This is a genomic window from Nocardioides renjunii (assembly GCF_034661175.1).
GTDB lineage: Bacteria > Actinomycetota > Actinomycetes > Propionibacteriales > Nocardioidaceae > Nocardioides > Nocardioides renjunii.
Window position 1 is genome coordinate 614,485 of sequence record NZ_CP141058.1, and the last position, 21,482, is coordinate 635,966.

Consider the following 21,482-nt stretch of genomic DNA (forward strand, 5'->3'; position numbering starts at 1 on the left):
GGTCCTCATGGCGGCGGAGGACGGTGGCCACGCACCCGTGGTCGCCCCCGACGGCATGGCCGGTGGCGTGTTCGACCTGCTGTGGCTGGTCATCGCCCTGCCGCTGCTCGGTGCGGTCCTGCTGCTCGGCGTCGCGCCGTTCCTCCGGGGGTCGCTCAAGGCCACCGTCGACAAGCACGGCCACCTCCTCGGCACCGCCATGGCGGTCCTGTCGTTCGTGCTGAGCCTCGCGCTCTTCCTCGCCCTGCTCGGCCGCGACGCCGAGGAGCGCCAGGTCGGCCAGCAGCTCTGGACCTGGTTCGAGACCGGCTCCCTCACCGTCGGCATGGACCTGCTCTACGACCAGCTCGCCGCGCTCTTCCTGTTGCTGATCACCGGCGTCGGCTCGCTGATCCACGTCTACGCCATCGGCTACATGGAGCACGACCCGCGCCGGCGGCGGTTCTTCGGCTACCTCAACCTGTTCGTCGCGGCCATGCTCACGCTGATCCTGTCGGCCAACTTCGTGGGCCTGTTCCTGGGCTGGGAGGGCGTCGGCCTCGCGTCGTACCTGCTCATCGGCTTCTGGCAGCACAAGCCCTCGGCGGCCGCCGCCGCCAAGAAGGCCTTCGTCATCAACCGCGTCGGTGACATCGGCCTGTCCCTGGCGATCGCGCTGATGTTCGCCACCTTCGGCACCACCGACTTCGGCGGCGTCAGCGAGCTGGCCGGCGACGCGTCGCAGGACACGATGACGGCGCTCGGCCTGCTGCTGCTCCTCGGGGCGTGCGGCAAGTCCGCACAGGTGCCGCTGCAGGCGTGGCTGCTCGACGCGATGGAGGGCCCGACCCCGGTCTCGGCGCTGATCCACGCCGCCACCATGGTCACCGCCGGCGTCTACCTCGTGGTGCGCGCCAACTTCATCTTCGACCTCGCCCCGATCGCTCAGACCGCGGTGGTCGTGGTGGCCACGGTGACGCTGCTGTGGGGTGCGGTCCTCGGGTGCGCGAAGGACGACATCAAGAAGGCGCTGGCCGGCTCGACGATGAGCCAGATCGGCTACATGATGCTCGCCGCCGGCCTCGGACCGGTCGGCTACCCGTTCGCGATCTTCCACCTGCTCACCCACGGGTTCTTCAAGGCCAACATGTTCCTCGGCGCCGGCTCGGTCATGCACGGGATGGATGACGACGTCGACATGCGCCACTACGGCGCTCTCAACAAGGCCATGCCGGTGACGTTCCTGACCTTCGCGATGGGCTACCTCGCCATCATCGGGTTCCCCGGGTTCTCCGGGTTCTGGTCCAAGGACAAGATCATCGAGTCCGCCCTGGCCGAGAACCTGCTCGTCGGTGTGCTCGCCGTCATCGGAGCGGGCATCACCGCCTTCTACATGACCCGCCTCATGCTGCTGACGTTCTTCACCAGCAGGCGCTGGGAGAAGGACGTCCACCCGCACGAGTCGCCCAAGGTGATGACCGTGCCGCTGATCGTGCTGGCCGCGCTCTCCGTGCTCGGCGGTGCCCTGCTGCTCAACGACTGGATCGTGACCTGGCTCGAGCCGGTCACCGGTCAGGCCGAGCACCACGAGCCGCCGCTGCCCGCGATCGTCATCACGCTGATCATCACCGCCGTCGTCGCCCTCGGCGTCGCCGCCGCCTGGTTCCTCGTCGGCAAGCGCGACGTGCCGCGCGAGGCGCCCCGGGACGTCTCCTTCGCGACCCGGGCCGCGCGTGCGGACCTCTACGGCGACGCGATCAACGACGCGGTCGTGGTCCGTCCCGGGGCCTCGCTCGTGGGCGGCCTGACCACCTTCGACCGGGTCGGGGTGGACGGCGTCGTCGAGGGCGGCTCGGCCGCCGTCGGCGGGCTGTCCCGCACGATGCGCCGCGTCCAGAACGGCTTCGTGCGCTCCTACGCCCTGTCCCTCCTCGGGGGCGCCCTCCTGGTCGTCCTCGCTCTCCTGGCGGTGAACTTCGCATGATCCTGACGATCCTCATCCTGCTGCCGCTGGTCGGCGCGGTCGTCACGGCCGTCGTGCCGGGCGCGCTCGCCCGACTGGTCGGCCTCGGCTTCGCCGCCGCGACGCTGGTCGCCGGCGTCGTCGTCGCCACGCAGTACGACGCCGGCGGGGGCATGCAGCTCACCGAGACCCACACCTGGATCGAGTCCCTCGGCGTCCACTACGCCCTGGGCGTCGACGGCCTGGGCCTGCTGATGATCCTGCTGACCGTCGTCCTCGTGCCGATCGTGCTGCTCGCCGGCTGGCGCGAGTCCGACGAGCCGGGCAACAGCGGCGCCCGGGCGTTCTTCGCCTGGACCCTGGCCCTGGAGGCCATGTCTCTGGCGGTCTTCGCCGCGACCGACGTGCTGCTCTTCTACGTCGTCTTCGAGGCGACGCTGATCCCGGCCTACTTCCTCATCGGCGGCTTCGGCCGCGCCGGTCGGGGACGGGCCGCGACCAAGTTCCTCATCTACCAGCTCGCCGGTGGGCTGATCATGCTCGCCTCGGTGATCGGCCTCTACGTCGTCTCCGCCAACGCCGGCAACCCGAGCTTCCTGCTCAGCGACCTCGCCGCCATCGACATCGACGAGACCACCCAGCGCTGGCTGTTCGTCGGCTTCTTCATCGCCTTCGCGATCAAGGCGCCGATGTTCCCGGTGCACACCTGGCTGGCCGACACCACCGAGAAGGCGACGACGGGCACCTCGGTGCTCCTGGTCTGCGTCCTCGACAAGATCGGCACGTTCGGCATGCTGCGGTTCTGCCTCGGGCTGCTGCCCGACGCCTCGCAGTGGGCGACGCCGGTCGTGGTCGCGCTGGCGCTGGTCTCGATCATCTACGGCGCGCTGGTCGCCATCGGCCAGGACGACGTCCTGCGCCTGATCGGCCTCACGTCGCTCTCGCACTTCGGCTTCATCGTGCTGGGCATCTTCGTGTTCAGCTCCACCGGTGGCGCCGGCGCGATCCTCTACATGGTCAACCACGGCATCGCGACGGCGCTGATGTTCCTGGTCGCCGGGTTCCTCATCCGTCGCACCGGCACGGCGTCCATCCGGCAGATGGGCGGCGTCGAGCGGACGGCGCCGGTCCTGGCCGGCTTCTTCCTGGTCGCCGGGCTCGCGGCCGCCGGCCTGCCCGGCCTGTCGCCGTTCGTCTCGGAGATGCTCGTCATCATCGCTGCGTTCGACCACCACTGGCTGGTCGGGTCGGTCGCCGTCCTCGCCATCGTCCTCGCCGCGTTCTACGCGCTCTGGATGTACGAGCGGACGATGACCGGCGGCGGCCGCGGGGCCGCCGGCCGCGAGGGCCTCGCGCCCGTCGCGGACCTCGACCGGCGTGAGGTCGGCATCCTCGCGCCGCTGCTGCTCGCACTGGTGCTCTTCGGCTTCTACCCGATGCCGCTGCTCGACGTCATCAATCCCGTCGTCCACGACACCCTCGCGGAAGTGGGCATCGGCCAGGAGGGTGGTCCCCAGTGACCGAGTTCGTGAAGCCCAGCATCGAGTACTTCGAGCTGTGGCCGCTGCTGGTCGTCTTCGGGGTCGCCTGCCTCGGCGTCGTCGTGGAGGCCTTCCTCCCGCGCGCCGCGCGCTACACCGCCCAGGTCGTGCTGGCGCTGGTCGGCCTCGTCGTGGCGCTGGTCGGCGTCGTGCTGGTCGCCCGGGACGTCACCACGTACGACGAGGGCGCCGCGCGCGGCGTCCTGGCGGTCGGCGGCACCATCGCCGTCGACGGGCCCAGCCTGTTCATCTGGGGACTGGTGCTGGCCCTGGCCATCGCCGGCGTCCTCCTCTTCGCCGAGCGCCGGCTCGACAACGGCGTCTCGGCCTTCGCCGGCCAGGCCGCCGCGGTGCCCGGGACCGACGCGGAGACCGCCGCCATCGCGGCCAACCGCGAGCACACCGAGGTCTACCCGCTGATGATGTTCGCGGTCTTCGGGATGATGCTGTTCCCGGCCGCCAACGACCTGCTCACCATGTTCGTCGGCCTCGAGGTGCTCTCGCTGCCGCTCTACCTGCTCACCGGCCTGGCGCGCCGTCGCCGGCTGCTGAGCCAGGAGGCGGCGCTCAAGTACTTCCTGCTCGGCGCGTTCTCGTCCGGCTTCTTCCTCTACGGCGCCGCCATGCTCTACGGCTACGCCGGGTCGATGGACTTCGCCGCGATCAACGAGGCGGTCCGCAACGACGTCGGCAGCTCCAGCCTGCTGCTCCTCGGCACCGGCCTGCTCTCCGTCGGCCTGCTGTTCAAGGTCGGCGCGGTGCCGTTCCAGGCGTGGACGCCCGACGTCTACCAGGGCGCCCCGACCCCGGTCACGGCCTTCATGGCGGCCGGCACCAAGGTCGCCGCTTTCGGCGCGATCATGCGCCTGTTCTACGTCGCCCTCGGCGCCGACCGCTGGTCGTGGCAGCCGATGCTGTGGATCATCGCGATCCTGTCGATGTTCGTCGGTGCCGCGCTCGCGATCACGCAGAGCGACATCAAGCGCCTGCTGGCCTACTCCTCGGTCGCCCACACCGGCTTCATCCTCACCGGCGTGATCGGGATCCAGGCCTCCGACCAGCTCGCGGTCGGCGAGATCAGCTCGGTGCAGGCGGTGCTGTTCTACCTCGCCACCTACGGCTTCGCCACGATCGGCGCGTTCGCCGTGGTCAGCCTGGTCCGCGACGGCGGCGGCGAGACCACGGCCATCGACCGGTGGGCCGGGCTCGGCAAGGAGTCGCCGGTGGTCGCGGCCGTCTTCGCCTTCTTCCTCCTCGCCATGGCGGGGATCCCGCTCACCGCGGGCTTCGTCGGCAAGCTGGCCGTCTTCTCCGTGGCCCTCGCCGCGGGGGCGTGGCCGGTCGTCGTGGCCGCCGTGCTCGCGAGCATCATCGCGGCGTTCCTCTACATCCGGGTCATCAAGGTCATGTACTTCGACGAGCCGATCGGCGCCGGTCCGAGCGTGGCGTACCCGTCCGTGCTGACCGCGACGACCATCGCCGTCGGCGCGGCCGTCACGCTCGTCCTCGGCGTCCTGCCCGGCCCGGTGCTCGACCTGGCGGCGGTTGCGGGAGAATTCATCAGGTGACCGACTCGCCCCTCGCCATGCCCGTCGTCGACGCCGAGCTCGAGCTCCGGCTGGTCGGCCGGCTGGCGCGCATCGAGGAGCTGTTGGCCGAGCACTGCCAGGGGCGTACGCCCTACGTCACGCAGGCGGCGACCCACCTGATGATGGCAGGCGGGCGGCGGTTCCGGCCGCTCCTCGTGCTGCTGGCGGCGGAGGCCGGCACGCATCCTGACGCGCCGGAGGTCGACACCGCCGCGTGCGTCGTGGAGCTGACGCACGTCGCCTCGCTCTACCACGACGACGTGATGGACGAGGCGGCCCTGCGCCGCGGGGCCGACACCGCCAACGCACGCTGGGACAACCACGTCGCGATCCTCACCGGCGACTTCCTGTTCGGCCGCTCGTCCGAGCTCACCGCCGACCTCGGGCCCGACGCCGTACGCATCCAGGCCCAGACCTTCACCCGGCTCGTGGAGGGCCAGATCCTCGAGACGGTGGAGCCGGGGCCGGGGGAGGACCCGCTCCAGCACTACCTCGAGGTCGTCGCCGGCAAGACGGGGTCGCTGATCGCGACGTCGGCCCGCTACGGCGCGATGTTCGGCGGCGCCCGCCCTGAGGTGGTCGAGGCGCTGCGCGCCTACGGCGAGATCGTCGGCTCGGCCTTCCAGCTCTCCGACGACATCCTCGACATCGCCGCCGACTCCGACGCCTCCGGCAAGACGCCGGGCACCGACCTGCGCGAGGGCGTGCCGACCCTGCCGGTCCTGATGGCGCAGGCGTCCACCGACCCCGCGGACGCCCGGCTCCTCGAGCTGCTGGCCGAGCCGCTGGTCGACGACGGCCTGCGCGCCGAGGCGCTCGACCTGCTCCGCCGGCACCCCGCCATGGACCAGGCCCGTGACCACGTCCTCGGCCAGGCCACCCAGGCCAAGAAGCTGCTCGAGGTGCTCGACCCCGGTCCGGTGCGCACCGCGCTGGAGTCGTTCGCCGACATCGTGGCGACCCGCACGTCCTGACGAGACGCCCCGTTGGGGTGGGGCGTGCGCATGGAGTGAGCCCGATGCGGTCACTGGGAGGGACAGAACCTCCGACCAGTCAAGGCGGCACCACATGTCTCACGCGAACGAAGAAGCGGGTCGCGACACGGCCGGGCGCCGGTCGCTCGACGGCGCGGACGACACCCGGCACACCATCCCCAGACCGGCGGACGAGGAGCTCGTCTACCGCGTCGACGACAAGGACGAGGTCGTCGGTGCCGGACGCCGGAAGTTCGACGTCCTGGCCACCATCGCCGGCGCGCTCGCCGCGCTGGGGACCTTCCTGCTGCTCACCAGCCTGCTGAGCGCGCTCGGCGGCACCATCGGCTTCGAGACCGGGCTCGACGACAGCGACATCGCCCTCGGCAGCGTGATCGGTGCCCTCGTGGCACTGTTCATCGCGTGCCTGGTCGGTGGCTGGGTGGCCGGGCGCATCGCCCGCCACCACGAGGCCAAGCACGGGCTCGTCTCACCGCTGTGGCTGATCCTCATCGCCGCGGTGCTCGCCGGTCTCGGTGCGCTGCTGGGCGACCAGTTCAACGTGACCGAGAAGATCGGGCTGCCCAACTGGTTCTCCCGCGACGCGTGGACGACGGGCGCGATCATCGCCGGCCTGCTCGCGCTGGCGCTCATGCTGCTCGGCGGCTGGCTGGGCGGGAAGCTCGCCTCGCGGCACCGCGACCACGCCTCCGTGGCCGTCGTCGAGACCAAGCGCGCGGTGCGCGAGCGACCGGGCGGGATCGTCCGGGGGAGGAGCAACCGATGAGCGGGACGGGCGAAGGTCTGCCGCGCGACCACGACGGCACCGACGAGGTTCACGACTCCGAGCGGACGCTGCACGGCAGCACGACGTACGGCGCCGACTCCGACTCCGATTTCGACGCGACGCGGTCCGACCCGGGCAGCGCCGAGACGGTGCTGCACGAGGAGCGGGCCGTCACCGGGACCGAGACCGTCGACGCCGGCAGCGTCCGGGTGCGCAAGCACGTCGAGACCCACCCGGTGGAGTACTCCGTGCCGCGCGACGTCGAGCACGTCGACACGAGCGAGCGGATCTCCGTCGCGGAGGGCGACTCCGGCGAGGTCGAGGTGCTGGAGGACGGCTCGGTGTCGATCCCGGTCTTCGAGGAGGTCCTCGTCGTCACCAAGCGGCTGGTCGTCCGCGAGCGGGTGATCGTGCGCAAGCACACCGTCGTCGACGAGTACCAGCTGCAGACGGAGCTGCGGCGCGAGCACATCTCCGTCGACGCCGACGACTCGGTCGACCTCGTCGACAACCGGTCCGGCGCCGGCGTGGACCGCGACGACACGACCACGGACGACACGACCGACCGCACCTGATCTCGCGCCGGACGTCATACGGGCGGGGCCGACGGTGGCCCCGCCCGTACGACGTCCGCGGAGCTGCTCAGGTGGCCGGCGCGGAGTCGATGATGTCGGCGAGCACGGACCCTGCGTGCAGCAGGACCAGCATGCGTCGGGCGATGCCGTCCAGCCGGGCGTCGAGGGCGGCGACCGAGTCGCTCGTGTCAGCGAGGTCGCGGATCGCCGTGATGGCCCTCTGCACGTCGGGGATGCGGTAGCCGCCGGCACGCAGGGCAGCGGTGACGCGCGCCTCCCGGATCGCGGTCACGGTGTAGCGCCGTGCGGTCCCGGTGCGTGTGGTGACGCGCTCGGGTGCCACCAGGCCGGCCTGCTCCCAGAAGCGGAGCGTCGACGCCCTGACCCCGAGCGCCTGCGACAGCTCAGTGATCGTCATGGAGTCGTCCTCGACGGGCTCGGCGTCGGTCGTCGCCTCGTCGTCGATGAGCGCGAGCGCACGCCGTGCCGAGAGCGCCTGCTCCCGCTCGGCCTCGAGCCTGGTGTGCAACCCGCAGACGAGGGCCGAGGCCCGGTGGCGCGGCTGGAGGCGGATCTCCCGCATGGCGCGCCGCGCCTCGACCGGCCCCACGGCTCGGGCGAGGTCACGGTAGGCGCGCAGGTCGCGGACGTGGTCCGCCGAGAACCGCCGGTACCCGTTGGGCGACCGGGCCGCCACGGCGATCACGCCGAGAGCCTCCAGGTCGCGCACCTGCTGGGCGGAGCATCCCGCAGCAGCCGCGACAGCAGCCGTCGTCATCAGTGGCGCCGTCTGGTCCGCGCGCATCGTCCGAACCCTCCACAAGCACTTCAACCACACACTTGAACCATGAGTATGGACCAGGTCCTCCGGACGATCCGATCCTTCGACGGGGTGCTCGAGCTCGCCCCGGGCGAGGGCAGCGCCTTCCCCGAGCTGGCATGGGGCGACCACTTCTTCTACTACGCGCCCGACGGCGAGGTGCCGACGCGCGAGCAGCCGTACGCCACCATCGTGACGAAGAACTATCCCGACGACGCCCCGTCCCGCCTCGACGAGCCCGACCGGTGGCGACTGAACATCCATGCCGGCACTAAGAAATTCGTCGAGCTGCTGGGGGAGGACCCCCGCTCACCGGTGAGGACGTGGGACCTCGCCGCCACCGACGTGGTCCTTCCCCACCCGGTCCACCGCGCGCAGGGCTGGGTGGCGATCGTCGTCCCGGGGGCGGCCACCCACGAGCTCGCGGTCCGCCTCCTGCGGGACGCGCACGAGGCGGCTCGGCGCCGGGCTTCGCGACGACCCCGCTAGACCTGCTCGGTCAGCTGCGGCGGCGGCGCGCCGGTGAGCCTGACGCCGGTGATCGTGCGCCGGGTGAGGGCGAACGCCCCGACGAGCACGGCGAGGGCGAAGCAGCCGAGCTGCACGCTGCCCGCGCCGAAGGCGACGGCGAGCGGGCCGACGGCGACCTGGCCGATCGGGGTGGCCACGAACGAGAAGAACCCGTCGATCGCCATGATGCGCGACAGCATCGCCTCGGGCACCTTCTCCTGCACCAGGAGGTTCCACGAGAGGTCGAGCAGGCTCAATGCCGCCCCGGCGACGACGAAGGCCGTCGAGAGGAGCCACACCTCGACGTGCGTGCCCAGCACGAGCATCGGCACGCACCACACGACGAACGCGACCATGATGACCTTCATCGGTGCGGTGACGACGACCTTGGCGAGGAAGAACGCCGCGACGAACACCCCGACCGCCTGGGCGGACCGGGCGAGGCCCCAGCCCTCGCTGCCGATCGTGTCGTCGGCGATGACGGGGCCCAGCACGTTGATCGCGCCGCTGACGAGGGCGTTGAACACGAGGGCTGCGGACGCGGCCGGGATGACCCAGCCCAGCTGACGCGCGTACGCCCAGCCGGCGGTGAAGTCGCCGATGACGCTGGGCTTCGCGCTGCTGCGGTCCCCGGGAGGGAGCCGCACGAGGAGCAGGAGGACGGCCGCGACGAGGTAGGTCACCGCATCGACCGCCAGCGCCCACCCCGGCCCGACGGTCGCGACCAGCACGCCCGAGAGCGCGGGACCGATGATCCCGAGCGCGCTGGTGGCCTGCCCGATGAGCAGGAACGCGGCCTGCCGCTCCTCGGCGGGCAGCAGGATCGGGACCATGCCGAGGAACGCGGGATAGCTCACGGCGAAGACGGTGCCGGCCACGGCCTGGAGGACGACGAGGTGCCAGATCTCCGCCTGCCCGCTGATGACGAGTCCGGCCGTCAGCGCCTGCGTGATGCCCTGCACGAGGTTGCACCCGCGCAGCACGATCGCCCGCGGCAGGCGGTCGGCGATCGCTCCGCCGAGGAGCATGAAGACGACCGTCGGCACGCTCGACGCCGCGACCACCCAGCCGAGGGCCGACGCGGAGTCGTCGATGTCGAGGACCGCGAACGCGAGGGCCACCCCGGCCATCGACGAGCCGGCGCGGTTGACCACCTGCCCGATGAAGAAGTAGCGGAAGGCGGGTGTGGCGAGCGGCGACAGTCGGCTGCTCACCGAGGAAGTGAAGCGGCATCGGCCTCGCCGCACAAGTGACGCGGCCGGTCATGCCTCCCGCGCGAGCGCGGCGACGCTCTCGCCCACGTGGTCGCGGAAGCGCGGCCGGCTCGGCGTCCAGCCGAGGTCGGCGCGGACCCGGTCGCCACGGATGCGGAACGACGTCGTCAGGCTGTCGACCAGGGGACCTCCCAGCAGGAGCCTCAGGAGGGCCGGGGGCACGGAGCCCACCCGCGGGCGTCCCATGGCGTCGGTGACGAGGTCGGTGAGCTCGCGCAACCGGAGCGGCTCGTCGTCGACCACGGCGTACGCCGACCCCGGCTGCGCGCGGGCCAGCGCGGCGACGTACGCCGCCGCCAGGTCGTCGACGTGCACGCAGCTCCACCAGTTGCGCCCGGCGCCGAGGCACCGCAACCGGCCCTGCTCGGCCTGCTCGACGAACGCCGAGGCGAACAGGCCCCCCGGACCGTAGACGAAGCCGGGCGACAGGCGGACGACGTCGAGGCCGCGGTCGCGGTGGAGGGCGTCCAGCTCCCGAGCCATCCGCGCATGGCCCACGCCGAGCGGGGAGGGCGTGAGGGGAGTGGCCTCGTCGATCCACGCGTCGCCGTGGTCGCCCCAGTCGAAGCAACCGCCGGTGTAGACGAGCCGGCGACCGTGCCCGACGCACGCGTCGGCGAGCGCCTGCGTCATGACCCGGTCGGCATCGAAGAGCCGCTCGGCTCGCCGTGCAGTGAGCCGGCCCGGAAGTGACAGCATGGCGGTGTGCACGACGGCATCCACACCCTCGACCAGGTGCGCGTACGTCCCCGGGACGAGCATGTCGCCCTCCCGCAGGACCGGCGCCTCGCCCAGCTGCCTGCGCGCCCGGCCGGCGTCGCGGACGAGGGCCTCGACCCCGTGCCCGTCGGCCAGCAGCCGCCGCACCACGGCGGAGCCCACGAATCCGGTCGCCCCGGTCACCAGCACGCGCATGGCGTCACTCCGTCCGTCGGTGGTCGATCGTCAGTCCTGCTGACGGTAGCCCACGACACCTACGCCGCATGAGGGCCGAGGTACGGGACGGGCTCCCCGCCGAGCTCACCGCGCGCACGGCGGTCCTGCTGCGAGAGGTGCTGGCGCGTGTGGAGGCCACGGGCGAGGAGGCGCTCGCCACCCTCGACCTGAGCGGGCGCGAGTACGGCGTGCTGGCGCTGCTGGTCCACGACGACGCTGCCCGCAACCAACGCCACCTCGGCGCGGCGCTGGGGATCGACCGCACCACGACGATGAAGCTGATGGCCGGCCTGGAGTCGCGGGGCCTGGTGGAGCGTGGACCGGACCCGGCCGATCGACGCTCCTACCGCCTCGTCGCCACGGACGCCGGGCGCGCGCTCTGTGCTCGCGCCGACCTGGTCCTGTCCGCGTGTGACGACGTCATCACGGAGGGTCGGCTCGACGAGCACGAGGTCGTGGTGCTGCGGGACCTCCTGCGGCGGCTGGTGTGACCAGCCTGCACTCCTGAGCGAGACACTGTGCCGGTGACGATGGACCGCGAGCGCTGGCTGGACCTCGTCTCGGAGATGTTCACCCTGGTGATGGAGCAGGCGGCTCTCGGCGAGGTGACCCGTGCGGTGACCGACCTCCTCGGTGACGGACGGGAGGTCGTGCACGGCCCCTGGCAGCCGGATGAGTGCCGGGCGGTGCTCGAGCCGTGGCACCAGGCCGGGTGGCTCGACCTGGTCGCCGATGCAGAGCCTCCCTCCGGTCTCGCCGACGCGCCATGGCGCGACCGGGCCGCGCGGGACGGCGCATACCTCGTCCTGGACGCGGCTGATGCGCGAGCGCTCCTCGCCGCCCCGGCGCGCTGGGTCGCCGGCACCGCGGACGGCGAGGTGATGCTGTGCGTGAGCGACAGCGGCTCCGCCCGCGAGTACGCGGAGTGGCTCCGGCTCGCCGGTGATGCGGAGCGGGTCGGCGAGACCTGAGCCGACGGTTGCCGCGCGCGACGTGCCTGCGGTCTCGTCAGGGCGACGCCCGGCGTGACCGGTGCTCCGTCGGTGGAAGCAGGCGTGGGCCCGTGCCGCACGTGAGGGTGCTGCCCATTCGCACCGAGCGGAGCGGGGCGCGGACTTCGGTAGTGGGACGCGCCGTTGCGTGCCAGAGCCCCCGCCGACCTCAGGTCGGCGGGGTGTGGGGCGGCGTCATGGTCGGTCGGGCGGGTCGGCCCCAGCAGCAGCGCGCGGCGGGGTGTCGATGCGGATCGTGCCGGTGTGGTCGCGTCGGTAGCGGTGGCCGTGCGGGCTGGTCCACTCGTAGACACCCGGCGCGGTCACCTCGTAGCGCCAGGCGGTGTGGGTCTTGAGGCGGTGGTGCCAGCGACACTCCGGGGCGAGGTTGGAGCTGACTGTCGGACCGGGTTGCGTGCGGCCCTCGCCGGCAGCGTCGTGGTCGTAGGCGATGACGTGGTCGATGTCGCAGGCTCGTGCTGGTCGGGTGCACCACGGGAAGACGCAGGTGCGGTCGCGGAGGATGATTTGTTCGCGGATGCGGTCGGGGATGTCGTAGCCGGGTGAGGTGAGCTCGGCGGTGAGGTCGATGACCGGCTTGATGGTGACCTTGGTGCGGGAGTCGCCGCACCAGTTCGTCACCTGGTCGAGGAGGACGAGCCGCTGGCCCTCCTCCATCTGCCCGGTGGGGCCGAAGATGGTGTCCAGCCCGTCGAGACTGGTCGGGAAGTGGGTGTGCAGGACGACTTCTCGCGCAACGGGCAGGCCGTCCTCGCTCCTGGCGGCGGTCGAGCCTCGGGCGTGGAGGTCGAGGGCGGTCTGGGTGCGGGCGAGGTCGCCGAGCGCAGCGGACCGTCGGGCGTCGAGCGGAGCTTGTGAGCCGAGTGCTTTCAGCGTCTCGGCGCCGTGGGTGAGGGCTCGGTCGAGGTCGAGGGCGTCGGCGATGTCGAGCTCGGCCTCGAACCGCATGGTGCCGGCGTAGTGCACGTCGTCGGAGTGGAGGGTGGCGTGGCGCGGGTCGACGTGCTGCCACCCGTCTTCGGGATCACTCGTGGGGTCGTGGGTGTCGAGGTGGTGGCGCTTGATGGTCTCCGCGACGAGCCGGTCGAGCTGTGCGGGACCGACGCGTCCGGCGACGGCCGCGACCTGGGCGTCGACCCACCGCGCCGCCTCGACCGTGAGGGACGGGGTGGCGTGGATCGTGGCTTCGGCGACCGTGCGGGCGCGCCAGGCCGGGACCTGGCCGGCGTGGACATGCGCCCACAGCCGTGGGAGGCGGTGCCGCAGCTCGAGGGCGGCACCGATGAGCCGCTTCGCCGAGGTGGAAGAGATGCCGAGCACGGTTCCGAGCTCGGCGATGCAGAACTCCGCCACCGCCGGACAGCCCTCGCCGGCGATGGGCTCCTCGTGCTCGAGCCCGTAACGGCCATCGTCGGTGAACACCGCGGCGGTGTGGATCGACTCCGGCGGGTGGAGGTCGGCCCACCGGGCGGCCACCTCCAACAGGTCAGCTGCCGCGCGGTCCTCAGCGGCCTTCCGGTCGTGGGCGAGTGCCAGCAGCGCGGGGCCCGAGAGGTCCTCGACCTCTGCTCTTGGGGCCGCTGCCAGCGTCTCGATCATGTGTTCGATTCTACGGACAACCACCGACAACGGACTGTGCTCAAGAAGTTCTGTTGCAGACGTCTCGATACGCCTCGTTCCCGGCTACTCGATCAGCGAGGCAGCCCGGGTCTGGATACGCGTCGATCGTGCCTCGGCTCGGCTGCTTGACCCCGACGGAAGGGGTCTCGATACGCCTCGTTCCTCGGCTACTCGACCAGCGAAGGAGACGAGCGACCAGCGAAGGAGACGAGCGACCACCGAAGAAGACGAGCGACCACCGACCGCCGACCCGCAGCCCTCAGGCAGCGCTCGCGTGCGCCACCAGGCGCAGCTGTCGGCGTCGGTGGTTCACCATCTCGATCGTGAACACCGCGAGGGCCACCCAGACCAGGCCGAAGCCGATCCACCGGCTGGCGGGCATCGCCTCGTCGAAGACCAGGATGCCGAGGGCGAACTGGATGGTCGGCGCGAGGTACTGCAGCAGCCCCAGCGACACCATCGACACCCGGATGGCGGCGGCGCCGAAGAGCATGAGGGGGATGGCGGTGATGATCCCGGTCGTGGTGAACAGCAGCGCGTGCCCGGTGCCGTGCGAGGCGAAGTTGGACTCGCCCGTCGACATCAGCCACGCGATGTACGCCGCCGCGACCGGCGCCAGCACGAGGGTCTCCAGGGTGATGCTCTCCACCGCGTCGACGGCCGCCTGCTTCTTGGCGAGGCCGTAGGTGCCGAAGCTGAAGGCGAGGACGAGCGCGACCCACGGCGGTCGGCCGTAGTCGACCGCCAGCACGACCACCGCGACGAAGGCGATGCCCATGGCCACCCACTGCAGGCGTCGCAGCCGCTCGCCGAGGACGAGCACGCCCATGAGGACCGTGACGAGGGGGTTGATGAAGTAGCCCAGCGACGTCTCCACGACCCGACCGTTGTTGACGCCCCAGATGTAGGCGCCCCAGTTGAACGAGATGACCACGGCGGCGCCGGTGAGGATGAGCACCTTGCGGCGGTCGCGCACCAGGGCGCGGAGCTGGCCGGCCCGGCGCCACAGCACGACGATGACGAGCATGGTCAGCAGCGACCACACGATGCGGTGGGCGAGGATCTCGACAGCGCCGCCGGGCTCCAGCAGGGTCCAGTAGAGCGGGAAGGTGCCCCAGAGGATGTAGGCCAGCGCACCGAGGATCACGCCGCGACGGCTATCTGGCACTCGGGAAGTGTAGGGGCGGGCGTCGCCTACGATGGTGGGGCCCCGGGGGCGGGACCCCGGTCGCACCAGTTCCAGTCGTCTCTCGAGGGGGAGTTACACATGCGGACCTTCCGCGCAGTCCTGGCGGCCTTCGTGGCCGCCCTGCTCGTCTCCAGCGCGCTCGCCACGGGAGCGAGCGCCGGCTCTCTGCCCAAGCGGATCATCGACGAGGTGCCGCCGGGCGACAAGCAGGTCTCCTACAACGCCTTCAAGCTCAAGGGCACCGTGAGCGAGCCCCAGGTCGACGGCACCCTGCTGCCCTACGCCGAGCAGAAGGTGAAGATCCTCAAGAAGGCCTGCGGCTCCTGCAAGTGGAAGACCGTCAAGAAGGTGAAGACCGACGAGCGCGGCGTCTTCAAGACCCGCATCTACGCCCCCTCGAAGGGCCGCTGGAAGTGGCGCTCGAAGGTCGACAACTCCAACGGCTACGGCAACACCAAGGGCAAGGTCTGGACGCTCTACTTCCGCTGAGCCCCGCCCGGACGGTCCCCGACCCCGACCGGGGTCAGAGGATCGTCCAGGTGTCCCCGCCGCCGATCAGCGCCGCCAGCTTGGCGGAGCGGTCGGCGGCGGCGCCGTCTCCGGACCCGTGGGTCGCGCTGGCCACCTGCTCGCGGGCGGCGTCGTCGTACGTCGGTCGCTCGACCTGGCGGAAGATGCCGATCGGCGAGGTGTTGAGGTAGCCCGAGTCGGTCAGGCGGGAGATGGCGAAGGCCAGCGTGGGGTCGGAGCTGTGGGCGTCGTGCACCACGACGTCGGCCGCGGCCACGTCGGCGGTCGCGACGACCTTCACGCCGCCCGTCGCCTCGTCGCGGACCAGCGCCTTGCTGCCACGTCCGTCGTCGAGCGCGGCGCCGAAGGTCACGGGCTCGCCGTGCACCAGCGGGATGATCGCGTCGGCCTTGGTCTCGGGGGACTTGATGGCGTCGAACGCGCCGTCGTTGAAGATCGGGCAGTTCTGGTAGATCTCGACCAGCGAGGTGCCGCGGTGGGCGGCGGCCGCGGCGAGCACCGAGGTGAGGTGCTTGCGGTCGGAGTCGATGGTGCGGGCCACGAACGTCGCCTCGGCGCCCAGGGCGAGCGACACCGGGTTGAAGGGGTGGTCCAGCGAGCCCATCGGCGTCGACTTGGTGACCTTGCCGGTCTCCGAGGTGGGGGAGTACTGACCCTTGGTGAGGCCGTAGATCCGGTTGTTGAAGAGCAGGATCGTCATGTTGACGTTGCGGCGCAGCGTGTGGATCAGGTGGTTGCCGCCGATCGACAGCGCGTCCCCGTCGCCGGTGACGACCCACACCGACAGGTCCTCGCGAGCCGTGGCGATGCCCGTGGCGATCGTCGGCGCGCGGCCGTGGATCGAGTGCATGCCGTAGGTGTCGAGGTAGTAGGGGAAGCGCGACGAGCAGCCGATGCCGGAGACGAAGACGATGTTCTCGCGGCGCAGGCCGAGGTCGGGCAGGAAGGACTGCACGGCCTTGAGCACGGCGTAGTCGCCGCAGCCCGGGCACCAGCGGACCTCCTGGTCGGAGGTGAAGTCCTTGCCCGTCTGGGGCTGGTCGGTGGTCGGGACCGCCTCGATGCCGGAGCGGAAGGCGGGGATGCCCAGGTCGGTCAGGGGCTCAGTCATCGTTGCTCTCCTGGTCGGTGGTGGGGGTGAGGTCCACGTCGATCCCCTCGGCCTCGGCCACCAGTCCGCCGATCACGTCGGCGAGGACGGCTGCCTTGAGCGGGAGACCGCGGACCTCGTTGTAGCCGACCACGTCGACGAGGTACTTCGCGCGCAGCAGCATCGAGAGCTGGCCGAGGTTCATCTCGGGCACCAGCACCTTGTCGTAGCGGCGCAGCACCTCGCCCAGGTCGTGGGGGAAGGGGTTGAGGTGGCGCAGGTGGGCCTGCGCGACGCGGTAGCCGGCGCGGCGGACACGGCGTACGCCGGCGCCGATGGGGCCGTAGGTCGAGCCCCAGCCGAGGACGAGGACCTTGGCGCCGCGGCCGTCCTCGGCGCCCGGGTCGTCGACCACGAGCGGCGGGAGCGAGTCGGCGATGCGGTCGACCTTGGCCTGGCGGGTGCGGACCATGAAGTCGTGGTTGGCCGGGTCGTAGGAGATGTTGCCGTGACCGTCACCCTTCTCCAGCCCGCCGATGCGGTGCTCGAGCCCGGGCGTGCCGGGGATCGCCCACGGGCGGGCCAGGGTGGCCTCGTCGCGGAGGTAGGGCCAGAACTCCGCGTCGTCGCCGTCGCCGTAGTTGGTGGCGGTCGCGAAGTCGGGGTCGATGGTCGGCAGCTCGTCGAGGGAGGGGATGCGCCACGGCTCGGAGCCGTTGGCGAGGTAGCCGTCGGAGAGCAGCATCACCGGTGTGCGGTAGGTGACGGCGATGCGCACGGCCTCGATCGCGGCGTCGAAGCAGTCGCCGGGGGACTGCGGCGCGACGATCGGCACCGGGGCCTCGCCGTTGCGGCCGAACATCGCCTGCAGGAGGTCGGCCTGCTCGGTCTTGGTCGGCAGCCCGGTGGAGGGGCCGCCGCGCTGCACGTCGATGACGACGAGGGGCAGCTCGGTCATCACGGCCAGGCCGATGGCCTCGGACTTGAGGGCCACGCCGGGACCGGAGGTGGTGGTGACGCCGAGCTGGCCGACGAAGGAGGCGCCGATGGCCGCGCCGACGCCGGCGATCTCGTCCTCGGCCTGGAACGTCGTCACGCCGAAGCCCTTGTGCTTGCTGAGCTCGTGGAGGATGTCGGAGGCCGGGGTGATGGGGTACGACCCCAGGAAGACCGACAGGCCCGACTGCACGCCCGCGGCGACGAGGCCGTAGGACAGGGCGAGGTTGCCGGTGATGTTGCGGTAGTTGCCGGGCGCCATCTTGGCGGGCTTGACCTCGTAGCGGACCACGAACGCCTCGGTGGTCTCGCCGAAGTTCCAGCCGGCCTTGAACGCTGCGAGGTTGGCGTCGCGGATGTCGGGCACCTTGGCGAAGCGCTTGGTGAGGAACGCGTCGGTCGTCTCGGTCGGGCGGCCGTACATCCACGACAGCAGGCCCAGCGCGAACATGTTCTTGGCGCGCGAGGCGTCCTTGCGCGACAGCCCGAACTCCTTGACCGCCTCGACCGTCATGCCGGTGAGGTCGACCGTGTGGACGGCGTACTCGGAGAGGCCGTCGCCGTCGAGCGGGTTCTCGGTGTAGCCCGCCTTCGTCAGGTTGCGTGCGGTGAAGTCGTGGGTGTCGACGATGATCGTCGCGCCCTTGGACAGGTCGCCCAGGTTGGCCCGCAGCGCGGCCGGGTTCATCGCGACGAGCACGTCGGGGGCGTCGCCCGCGGTGAGGATGTCGTGGTCGGCGAAGTGGACCTGGAACGACGAGACGCCCGGGAGCGTGCCCTGGGGTGCGCGGATCTCCGCCGGGAAGTTCGGGAGGGTGACCAGGTCGTTGCCGAAGGCGGCCGTCTCCTGCGTGAAACGGTCGCCGGTGAGCTGCATGCCGTCGCCGGAGTCACCGGCGAACCGGATGATGACGCGGTCGAGCTGCTTGACCTGCTTCTCGGGTGCTACCACAAGCGTCAACGATAGCCGCCGCCCGGTCACCGACCGACGCTCGGCTGCGTGGTGGGACGGCCGCCGAGCGGGGGGTGTGACAGGGGTCATGCGGCCGCCGCGGGACGCTGTCGCGTCGCGTCTTCCAGCATGTGAGACGGCCGCCGAGGCGATTCTCCGCGAGGCCCGGTGAGCGTGACACGCGCCGCGACCTGCCCTTTTGTTAGTCCGCCGAACGAATCCGTGCGACGAATTGGTAAGGCCGACTAACGAACCTCTTGTGACCGATGTCACGCAGTCCCTACGGTCGAGGCGACCGGGCGCACCGCGCCCCATCCACTCGGGAGGATCCATGCTGTCCACGCTCGTCCCTCGACCGCCCGTCCGGCGGGCCGTCGGCCTCGTCGCCGCCACCGTGCTGACGGTGGCGCTGCTGCCGTTCGCGCTCGCCGCACCCGCCTCCACGCTCGCGCCGGCCGGCCCTGCCGCCCTGGCTGCCTGCACCGCCCCGGCCTGGACCGCCACCGCGGTCTACACCGCGAACAACCAGGTCACCCACGCCGGGCGCACCTGGCGCGCCAAGTGGTGGACCCAGAACGAGACGCCCGGGACGACCGGGGAGTGGGGGGTCTGGGCCGACCTGGGCGCCTGTGGTGGCACCCAGCCCACCGACCCGCCGACCACCACGCCGCCGACGACGCCGCCGACGACGACGAACCCGCCGAGCCCGAGCGGCAAGAAGGTCATCGGCTACTTCACCAACTGGGGCACCTACGGCCGCAACTTCCACGCCAAGGACCTCGACACCTCCGGCTCCGCCGCCAAGCTCACCCACATCCTCTACGCGTTCGGCAACGTCCAGAACGGTCGCTGCACCGTGGGTGACCCGTACGCCGACCACGACAAGGCCTACACCGCCGCGCAGAGCGTCGACGGCGTCGCCGACACCTGGGACCAGAGCCTGCGCGGCAACTTCAACCAGCTGCGGAAGCTCAAGGCCAAGCACCCGCACCTCAAGATCCTGTGGTCCTTCGGTGGGTGGACCTGGTCCGGCGGGTTCGGCCAGGCGGCCCAGAACCCGCAGGCCTTCGCGGCCTCGTGCCGTGCCCTTGTCGAGGACCCCCGGTGGGCCGACGTCTTCGACGGCATCGACATCGACTGGGAGTACCCCAACGCGTGCGGCCTGACCTGCGACACCAGCGGGACGCAGGCCTTCCCGCGGCTGATGCAGGCACTGCGCGGTGCCTTCGGGACCGACCTGGTCACCGCGGCGATCACCGCGGACGGCACGAGCGGCGGCAAGATCGAGGCGGGTGGCTACGGGCAGGCGGCGCAGCACGTCGACTGGTACATGCCGATGACCTACGACTACTTCGGCGCCTTCGCGGCCCAGGGCCCGACGGCGCCGCACTCGCCGCTGACGTCGTACGCCGGCATCCCGACGCAGGGCTTCGACTCGAGCACCGCGATCGCCAAGCTCAAGTCCCTCGGCGTCCCCTCCTCCAAGCTGCTCCTCGGCCTCGGCTTCTACGGTCGTGGCTGGTCCGGCGTCTCGCAGGCCGCGCCCGGCGGCTCGGCGACGGGCCCGGCCCCCGGCACCTACGAGCAGGGCATCGAGGACTACAAGGTCCTCAAGCAGCGGTGCCCGGCGACGGGCACGGTCGGCGGCACCGCGTACGCCAAGTGCGGCGACCAGTGGTGGAGCTACGACACCCCGGCCACGATCGGCACGAAGATGGCCTACGCCAAGCAGCAGGGCCTGGCCGGCGCCTTCTTCTGGGAGCTGTCCGGCGACACCGCCAACGGTGAGCTCATCACCGCCGTGAGCAGCGGCCTGCGCTGATCGAGCACTGATCCAGCGCTGAACAGGACGTCGCCCCTGCGGGGCGGCACGCCCGGACCGGGAGCGGTCGACCGCTCCCGGTCCGTGGCGTTCCGGGTGGCGTTCCCGGTGGCGTTCCAGGTGGCCTCCGCAGGGGCGCCCGAGGGCGTTCCCGGAGGTGCGCTCGGACGGCGACACGCTCGGGGTTCGGACCAATGTCATCGACATCCATAAAGTCATGTATCTTTCTCGACATTGCTCACCGATCGAGAAAGTCGAGTACCCCCCATGCAGATCCGTTCACGTGCCGCACTCGCGGCAGCTCTGGTCGGGGCCCTGGCCCTGTCCGCCTGCGCGCCGGGTGGTGCCAGCGGCAGCGATGACGACGCGGCCAACACCATCAGCATCGTCGGCTTCGCGGTCCCCGAGGCGGCCAACAAGAACATCGCCGCCGAGTTCACCAAGACCGACGAGGGCGAGGGCGTGCAGTTCCAGACCTCCTACGGTCCCTCCGGCGACCAGAGCCGCGCGGTCGCCGCCGGCCTCGAGGCCGACTACGTGCACTTCTCGGTCCCGACCGACGTCACCCGCCTCGTCGACGAGGGCCTCGTGGCCGACGACTGGGACGCCGGTGAGAACAAGGGCGTCGTCTCCCGCTCGGTCGTGGTGTTCGGTGTTCGCGACGGCAACCCCAAGAACATCAAGACCTGGGCAGACCTGGTCAAGCCCGGCGTCGAGATCGTCACGCCCAACCCCGCGTCCTCCGGCGCCGCGCGCTGGAACGCCCTCGCCGCCTACGGGCAGGTGATCAGCGACGGTGGCACCGAGGAGGAGGCGACCGAGTACGTCGACAAGTTCTTCAAGAACGTCGTCTCGCTGCCCGGCAGCGGTCGTGACGCCACCACCGCCTTCCTCGGCGGCACGGGTGACGTCCTGATGGCCTACGAGAACGAGGCGATCCTCGCGGCCCAGAACGACGAGGCCTTCGAGTACGTCCTGCCCGAGACCTCCCTCCTCATCGAGAACGCCGGCGCCATCCTGGAGGACGCCTCCGAGCCGTCGCAGGCGTGGCTGGACTTCGTCCTCTCCGACGAGGGCCAGAAGCAGTTCGCGCTGACCGGCTTCCGCCCGATCCGCGACGACGTCGACTACGGCGGCACCGTCGAGGGTGCGACCGACCCGTCCAACCCGTTCCCCGAGGTCCCCACCCTGCTGACGGTGGACGAGGACTTCGGTGGCTGGGACGAGGTGTCGACGAAGTTCTTCGACGAGGAGAACGGGCTCATCTTCGAGGCCATCCTCAACGCCGGCCTCTCGCTCGAGTGATCCGCCCCACCTCCAC

At 71.2% G+C, this 21,482-nt stretch carries 19 protein-coding genes; 12 read left to right on the forward strand and 7 right to left on the reverse strand.

The features are described from left to right. The first annotated feature begins 55 nt into the window (after positions 1 to 55). The 6 genes from nuoL to SHK17_RS02900 all read left to right on the forward strand — a co-directional run bounded on the left by nuoL (position 56) and on the right by SHK17_RS02900 (position 7,408). Positions 56 to 1,963: an NADH-quinone oxidoreductase subunit L gene (gene nuoL, locus SHK17_RS02875; RefSeq protein WP_322922007.1), complete on the forward strand. Its 1,908-nt coding sequence runs from the start codon at positions 56 to 58 to the stop codon at positions 1,961 to 1,963. Next, positions 1,960 to 3,462, forward strand: coding sequence for an NADH-quinone oxidoreductase subunit M (locus SHK17_RS02880; protein ID WP_322921016.1), 1,503 nt, complete (start codon positions 1,960 to 1,962; stop codon positions 3,460 to 3,462). The genes nuoL and SHK17_RS02880 overlap by 4 nt, the downstream gene beginning before the upstream one ends. Then, positions 3,459 to 5,051, forward strand: a complete 1,593-nt coding sequence (gene nuoN / locus SHK17_RS02885; RefSeq protein WP_172269532.1) for an NADH-quinone oxidoreductase subunit NuoN — start codon at positions 3,459 to 3,461, stop codon at positions 5,049 to 5,051. Before SHK17_RS02880 ends, nuoN begins: the two co-directional genes overlap by 4 nt. Next, on the forward strand, positions 5,048 to 6,046 hold the full coding sequence (locus SHK17_RS02890; protein ID WP_322921017.1) for a polyprenyl synthetase family protein: 999 nt from the start codon (positions 5,048 to 5,050) through the stop codon (positions 6,044 to 6,046). The genes nuoN and SHK17_RS02890 overlap by 4 nt, the downstream gene beginning before the upstream one ends. Before the next feature lie 94 nt (positions 6,047 to 6,140). Beyond that, on the forward strand, positions 6,141 to 6,833 hold the full coding sequence (locus SHK17_RS02895; RefSeq protein ID WP_322921018.1) for a YrzE family protein: 693 nt from the start codon (positions 6,141 to 6,143) through the stop codon (positions 6,831 to 6,833). After that, complete coding sequence (locus tag SHK17_RS02900; RefSeq protein WP_322921019.1) at positions 6,830 to 7,408, forward strand: YsnF/AvaK domain-containing protein; 579 nt, start codon at positions 6,830 to 6,832, stop codon at positions 7,406 to 7,408. The genes SHK17_RS02895 and SHK17_RS02900 overlap by 4 nt, the downstream gene beginning before the upstream one ends. 67 nt (positions 7,409 to 7,475) lie before the next feature. Here the strand turns inward: SHK17_RS02900 and SHK17_RS02905 are convergent, their stop codons facing one another. Then, complete coding sequence (locus SHK17_RS02905; protein ID WP_322921020.1) at positions 7,476 to 8,213, reverse strand: MerR family transcriptional regulator; 738 nt, start codon at positions 8,211 to 8,213, stop codon at positions 7,476 to 7,478. A 42-nt stretch (positions 8,214 to 8,255) separates the two neighbouring features. Here SHK17_RS02905 and SHK17_RS02910 point away from each other — a divergent pair, with 42 nt between their 5' ends. Continuing rightward, positions 8,256 to 8,717, forward strand: coding sequence for a DUF6194 family protein (locus SHK17_RS02910; RefSeq protein ID WP_322921021.1), 462 nt, complete (start codon positions 8,256 to 8,258; stop codon positions 8,715 to 8,717). Here SHK17_RS02910 and SHK17_RS02915 read toward each other — a convergent pair. Both SHK17_RS02915 and SHK17_RS02920 read right to left on the reverse strand, forming a co-directional pair. Next, entirely contained in the window at positions 8,714 to 9,952 is a 1,239-nt protein-coding gene (locus SHK17_RS02915) for an MFS transporter (protein WP_322921022.1), read from the reverse strand. The genes SHK17_RS02910 and SHK17_RS02915 overlap by 4 nt on opposite strands. A gap of 48 nt (positions 9,953 to 10,000) precedes the next feature. Then, the gene (locus tag SHK17_RS02920) at positions 10,001 to 10,927 is read right to left on the reverse strand and encodes an NAD-dependent epimerase/dehydratase family protein (protein ID WP_322921023.1); all 927 of its coding nucleotides are present in this window, start codon (positions 10,925 to 10,927) and stop codon (positions 10,001 to 10,003) included. A 68-nt stretch (positions 10,928 to 10,995) separates the two neighbouring features. On the opposite strand from SHK17_RS02920, the gene SHK17_RS02925 reads away from it, so the two are divergent. Together SHK17_RS02925 and SHK17_RS02930 are read left to right on the forward strand one after the other, a co-directional pair. Beyond that, a complete protein-coding gene (locus SHK17_RS02925) occupies positions 10,996 to 11,439 on the forward strand; it encodes a MarR family winged helix-turn-helix transcriptional regulator (protein ID WP_322921024.1) in 444 nt (147 codons plus the stop codon). A 33-nt stretch (positions 11,440 to 11,472) separates the two neighbouring features. Further along, positions 11,473 to 11,919, forward strand: a complete 447-nt coding sequence (locus SHK17_RS02930) for a hypothetical protein (RefSeq protein WP_322921025.1) — start codon at positions 11,473 to 11,475, stop codon at positions 11,917 to 11,919. Positions 11,920 to 12,135: 216 nt separating this feature from the next. Here SHK17_RS02930 and SHK17_RS02935 read toward each other — a convergent pair whose 3' ends face one another. Continuing rightward, on the reverse strand, positions 12,136 to 13,560 hold the full coding sequence (locus tag SHK17_RS02935) for an HNH endonuclease signature motif containing protein (RefSeq protein ID WP_322921026.1): 1,425 nt from the start codon (positions 13,558 to 13,560) through the stop codon (positions 12,136 to 12,138). Positions 13,561 to 13,840: 280 nt separating this feature from the next. Further along, entirely contained in the window at positions 13,841 to 14,749 is a 909-nt protein-coding gene (gene rarD / locus SHK17_RS02940) for an EamA family transporter RarD (protein ID WP_322921027.1), read from the reverse strand. 99 nt (positions 14,750 to 14,848) lie between these two features. Between rarD and SHK17_RS02945 the strand changes: the two genes are divergently transcribed. After that, a complete protein-coding gene (locus SHK17_RS02945) occupies positions 14,849 to 15,259 on the forward strand; it encodes a hypothetical protein (RefSeq protein ID WP_322425023.1) in 411 nt (136 codons plus the stop codon). A gap of 34 nt (positions 15,260 to 15,293) precedes the next feature. Here the strand turns inward: SHK17_RS02945 and SHK17_RS02950 are convergent, their stop codons facing one another. Then, positions 15,294 to 16,400 carry a 2-oxoacid:ferredoxin oxidoreductase subunit beta gene (locus SHK17_RS02950; protein ID WP_449867037.1) on the reverse strand — a complete coding sequence of 369 codons (1,107 nt, stop codon included), beginning with the start codon at positions 16,398 to 16,400 and terminating at the stop codon, positions 15,294 to 15,296. Between the two features lie 4 nt (positions 16,401 to 16,404). Continuing rightward, the gene (locus SHK17_RS02955; RefSeq protein WP_405030393.1) at positions 16,405 to 18,429 is read right to left on the reverse strand and encodes a 2-oxoacid:acceptor oxidoreductase subunit alpha; all 2,025 of its coding nucleotides are present in this window, start codon (positions 18,427 to 18,429) and stop codon (positions 16,405 to 16,407) included. A gap of 241 nt (positions 18,430 to 18,670) precedes the next feature. Here SHK17_RS02955 and SHK17_RS02960 point away from each other — a divergent pair, with 241 nt between their 5' ends. After that, positions 18,671 to 20,161, forward strand: a complete 1,491-nt coding sequence (locus tag SHK17_RS02960) for a glycosyl hydrolase family 18 protein (RefSeq protein WP_322921030.1) — start codon at positions 18,671 to 18,673, stop codon at positions 20,159 to 20,161. A 267-nt stretch (positions 20,162 to 20,428) separates the two neighbouring features. Continuing rightward, complete coding sequence (locus SHK17_RS02965) at positions 20,429 to 21,466, forward strand: sulfate ABC transporter substrate-binding protein (protein WP_172269558.1); 1,038 nt, start codon at positions 20,429 to 20,431, stop codon at positions 21,464 to 21,466. Positions 21,467 to 21,482 lie beyond the last annotated feature (16 nt).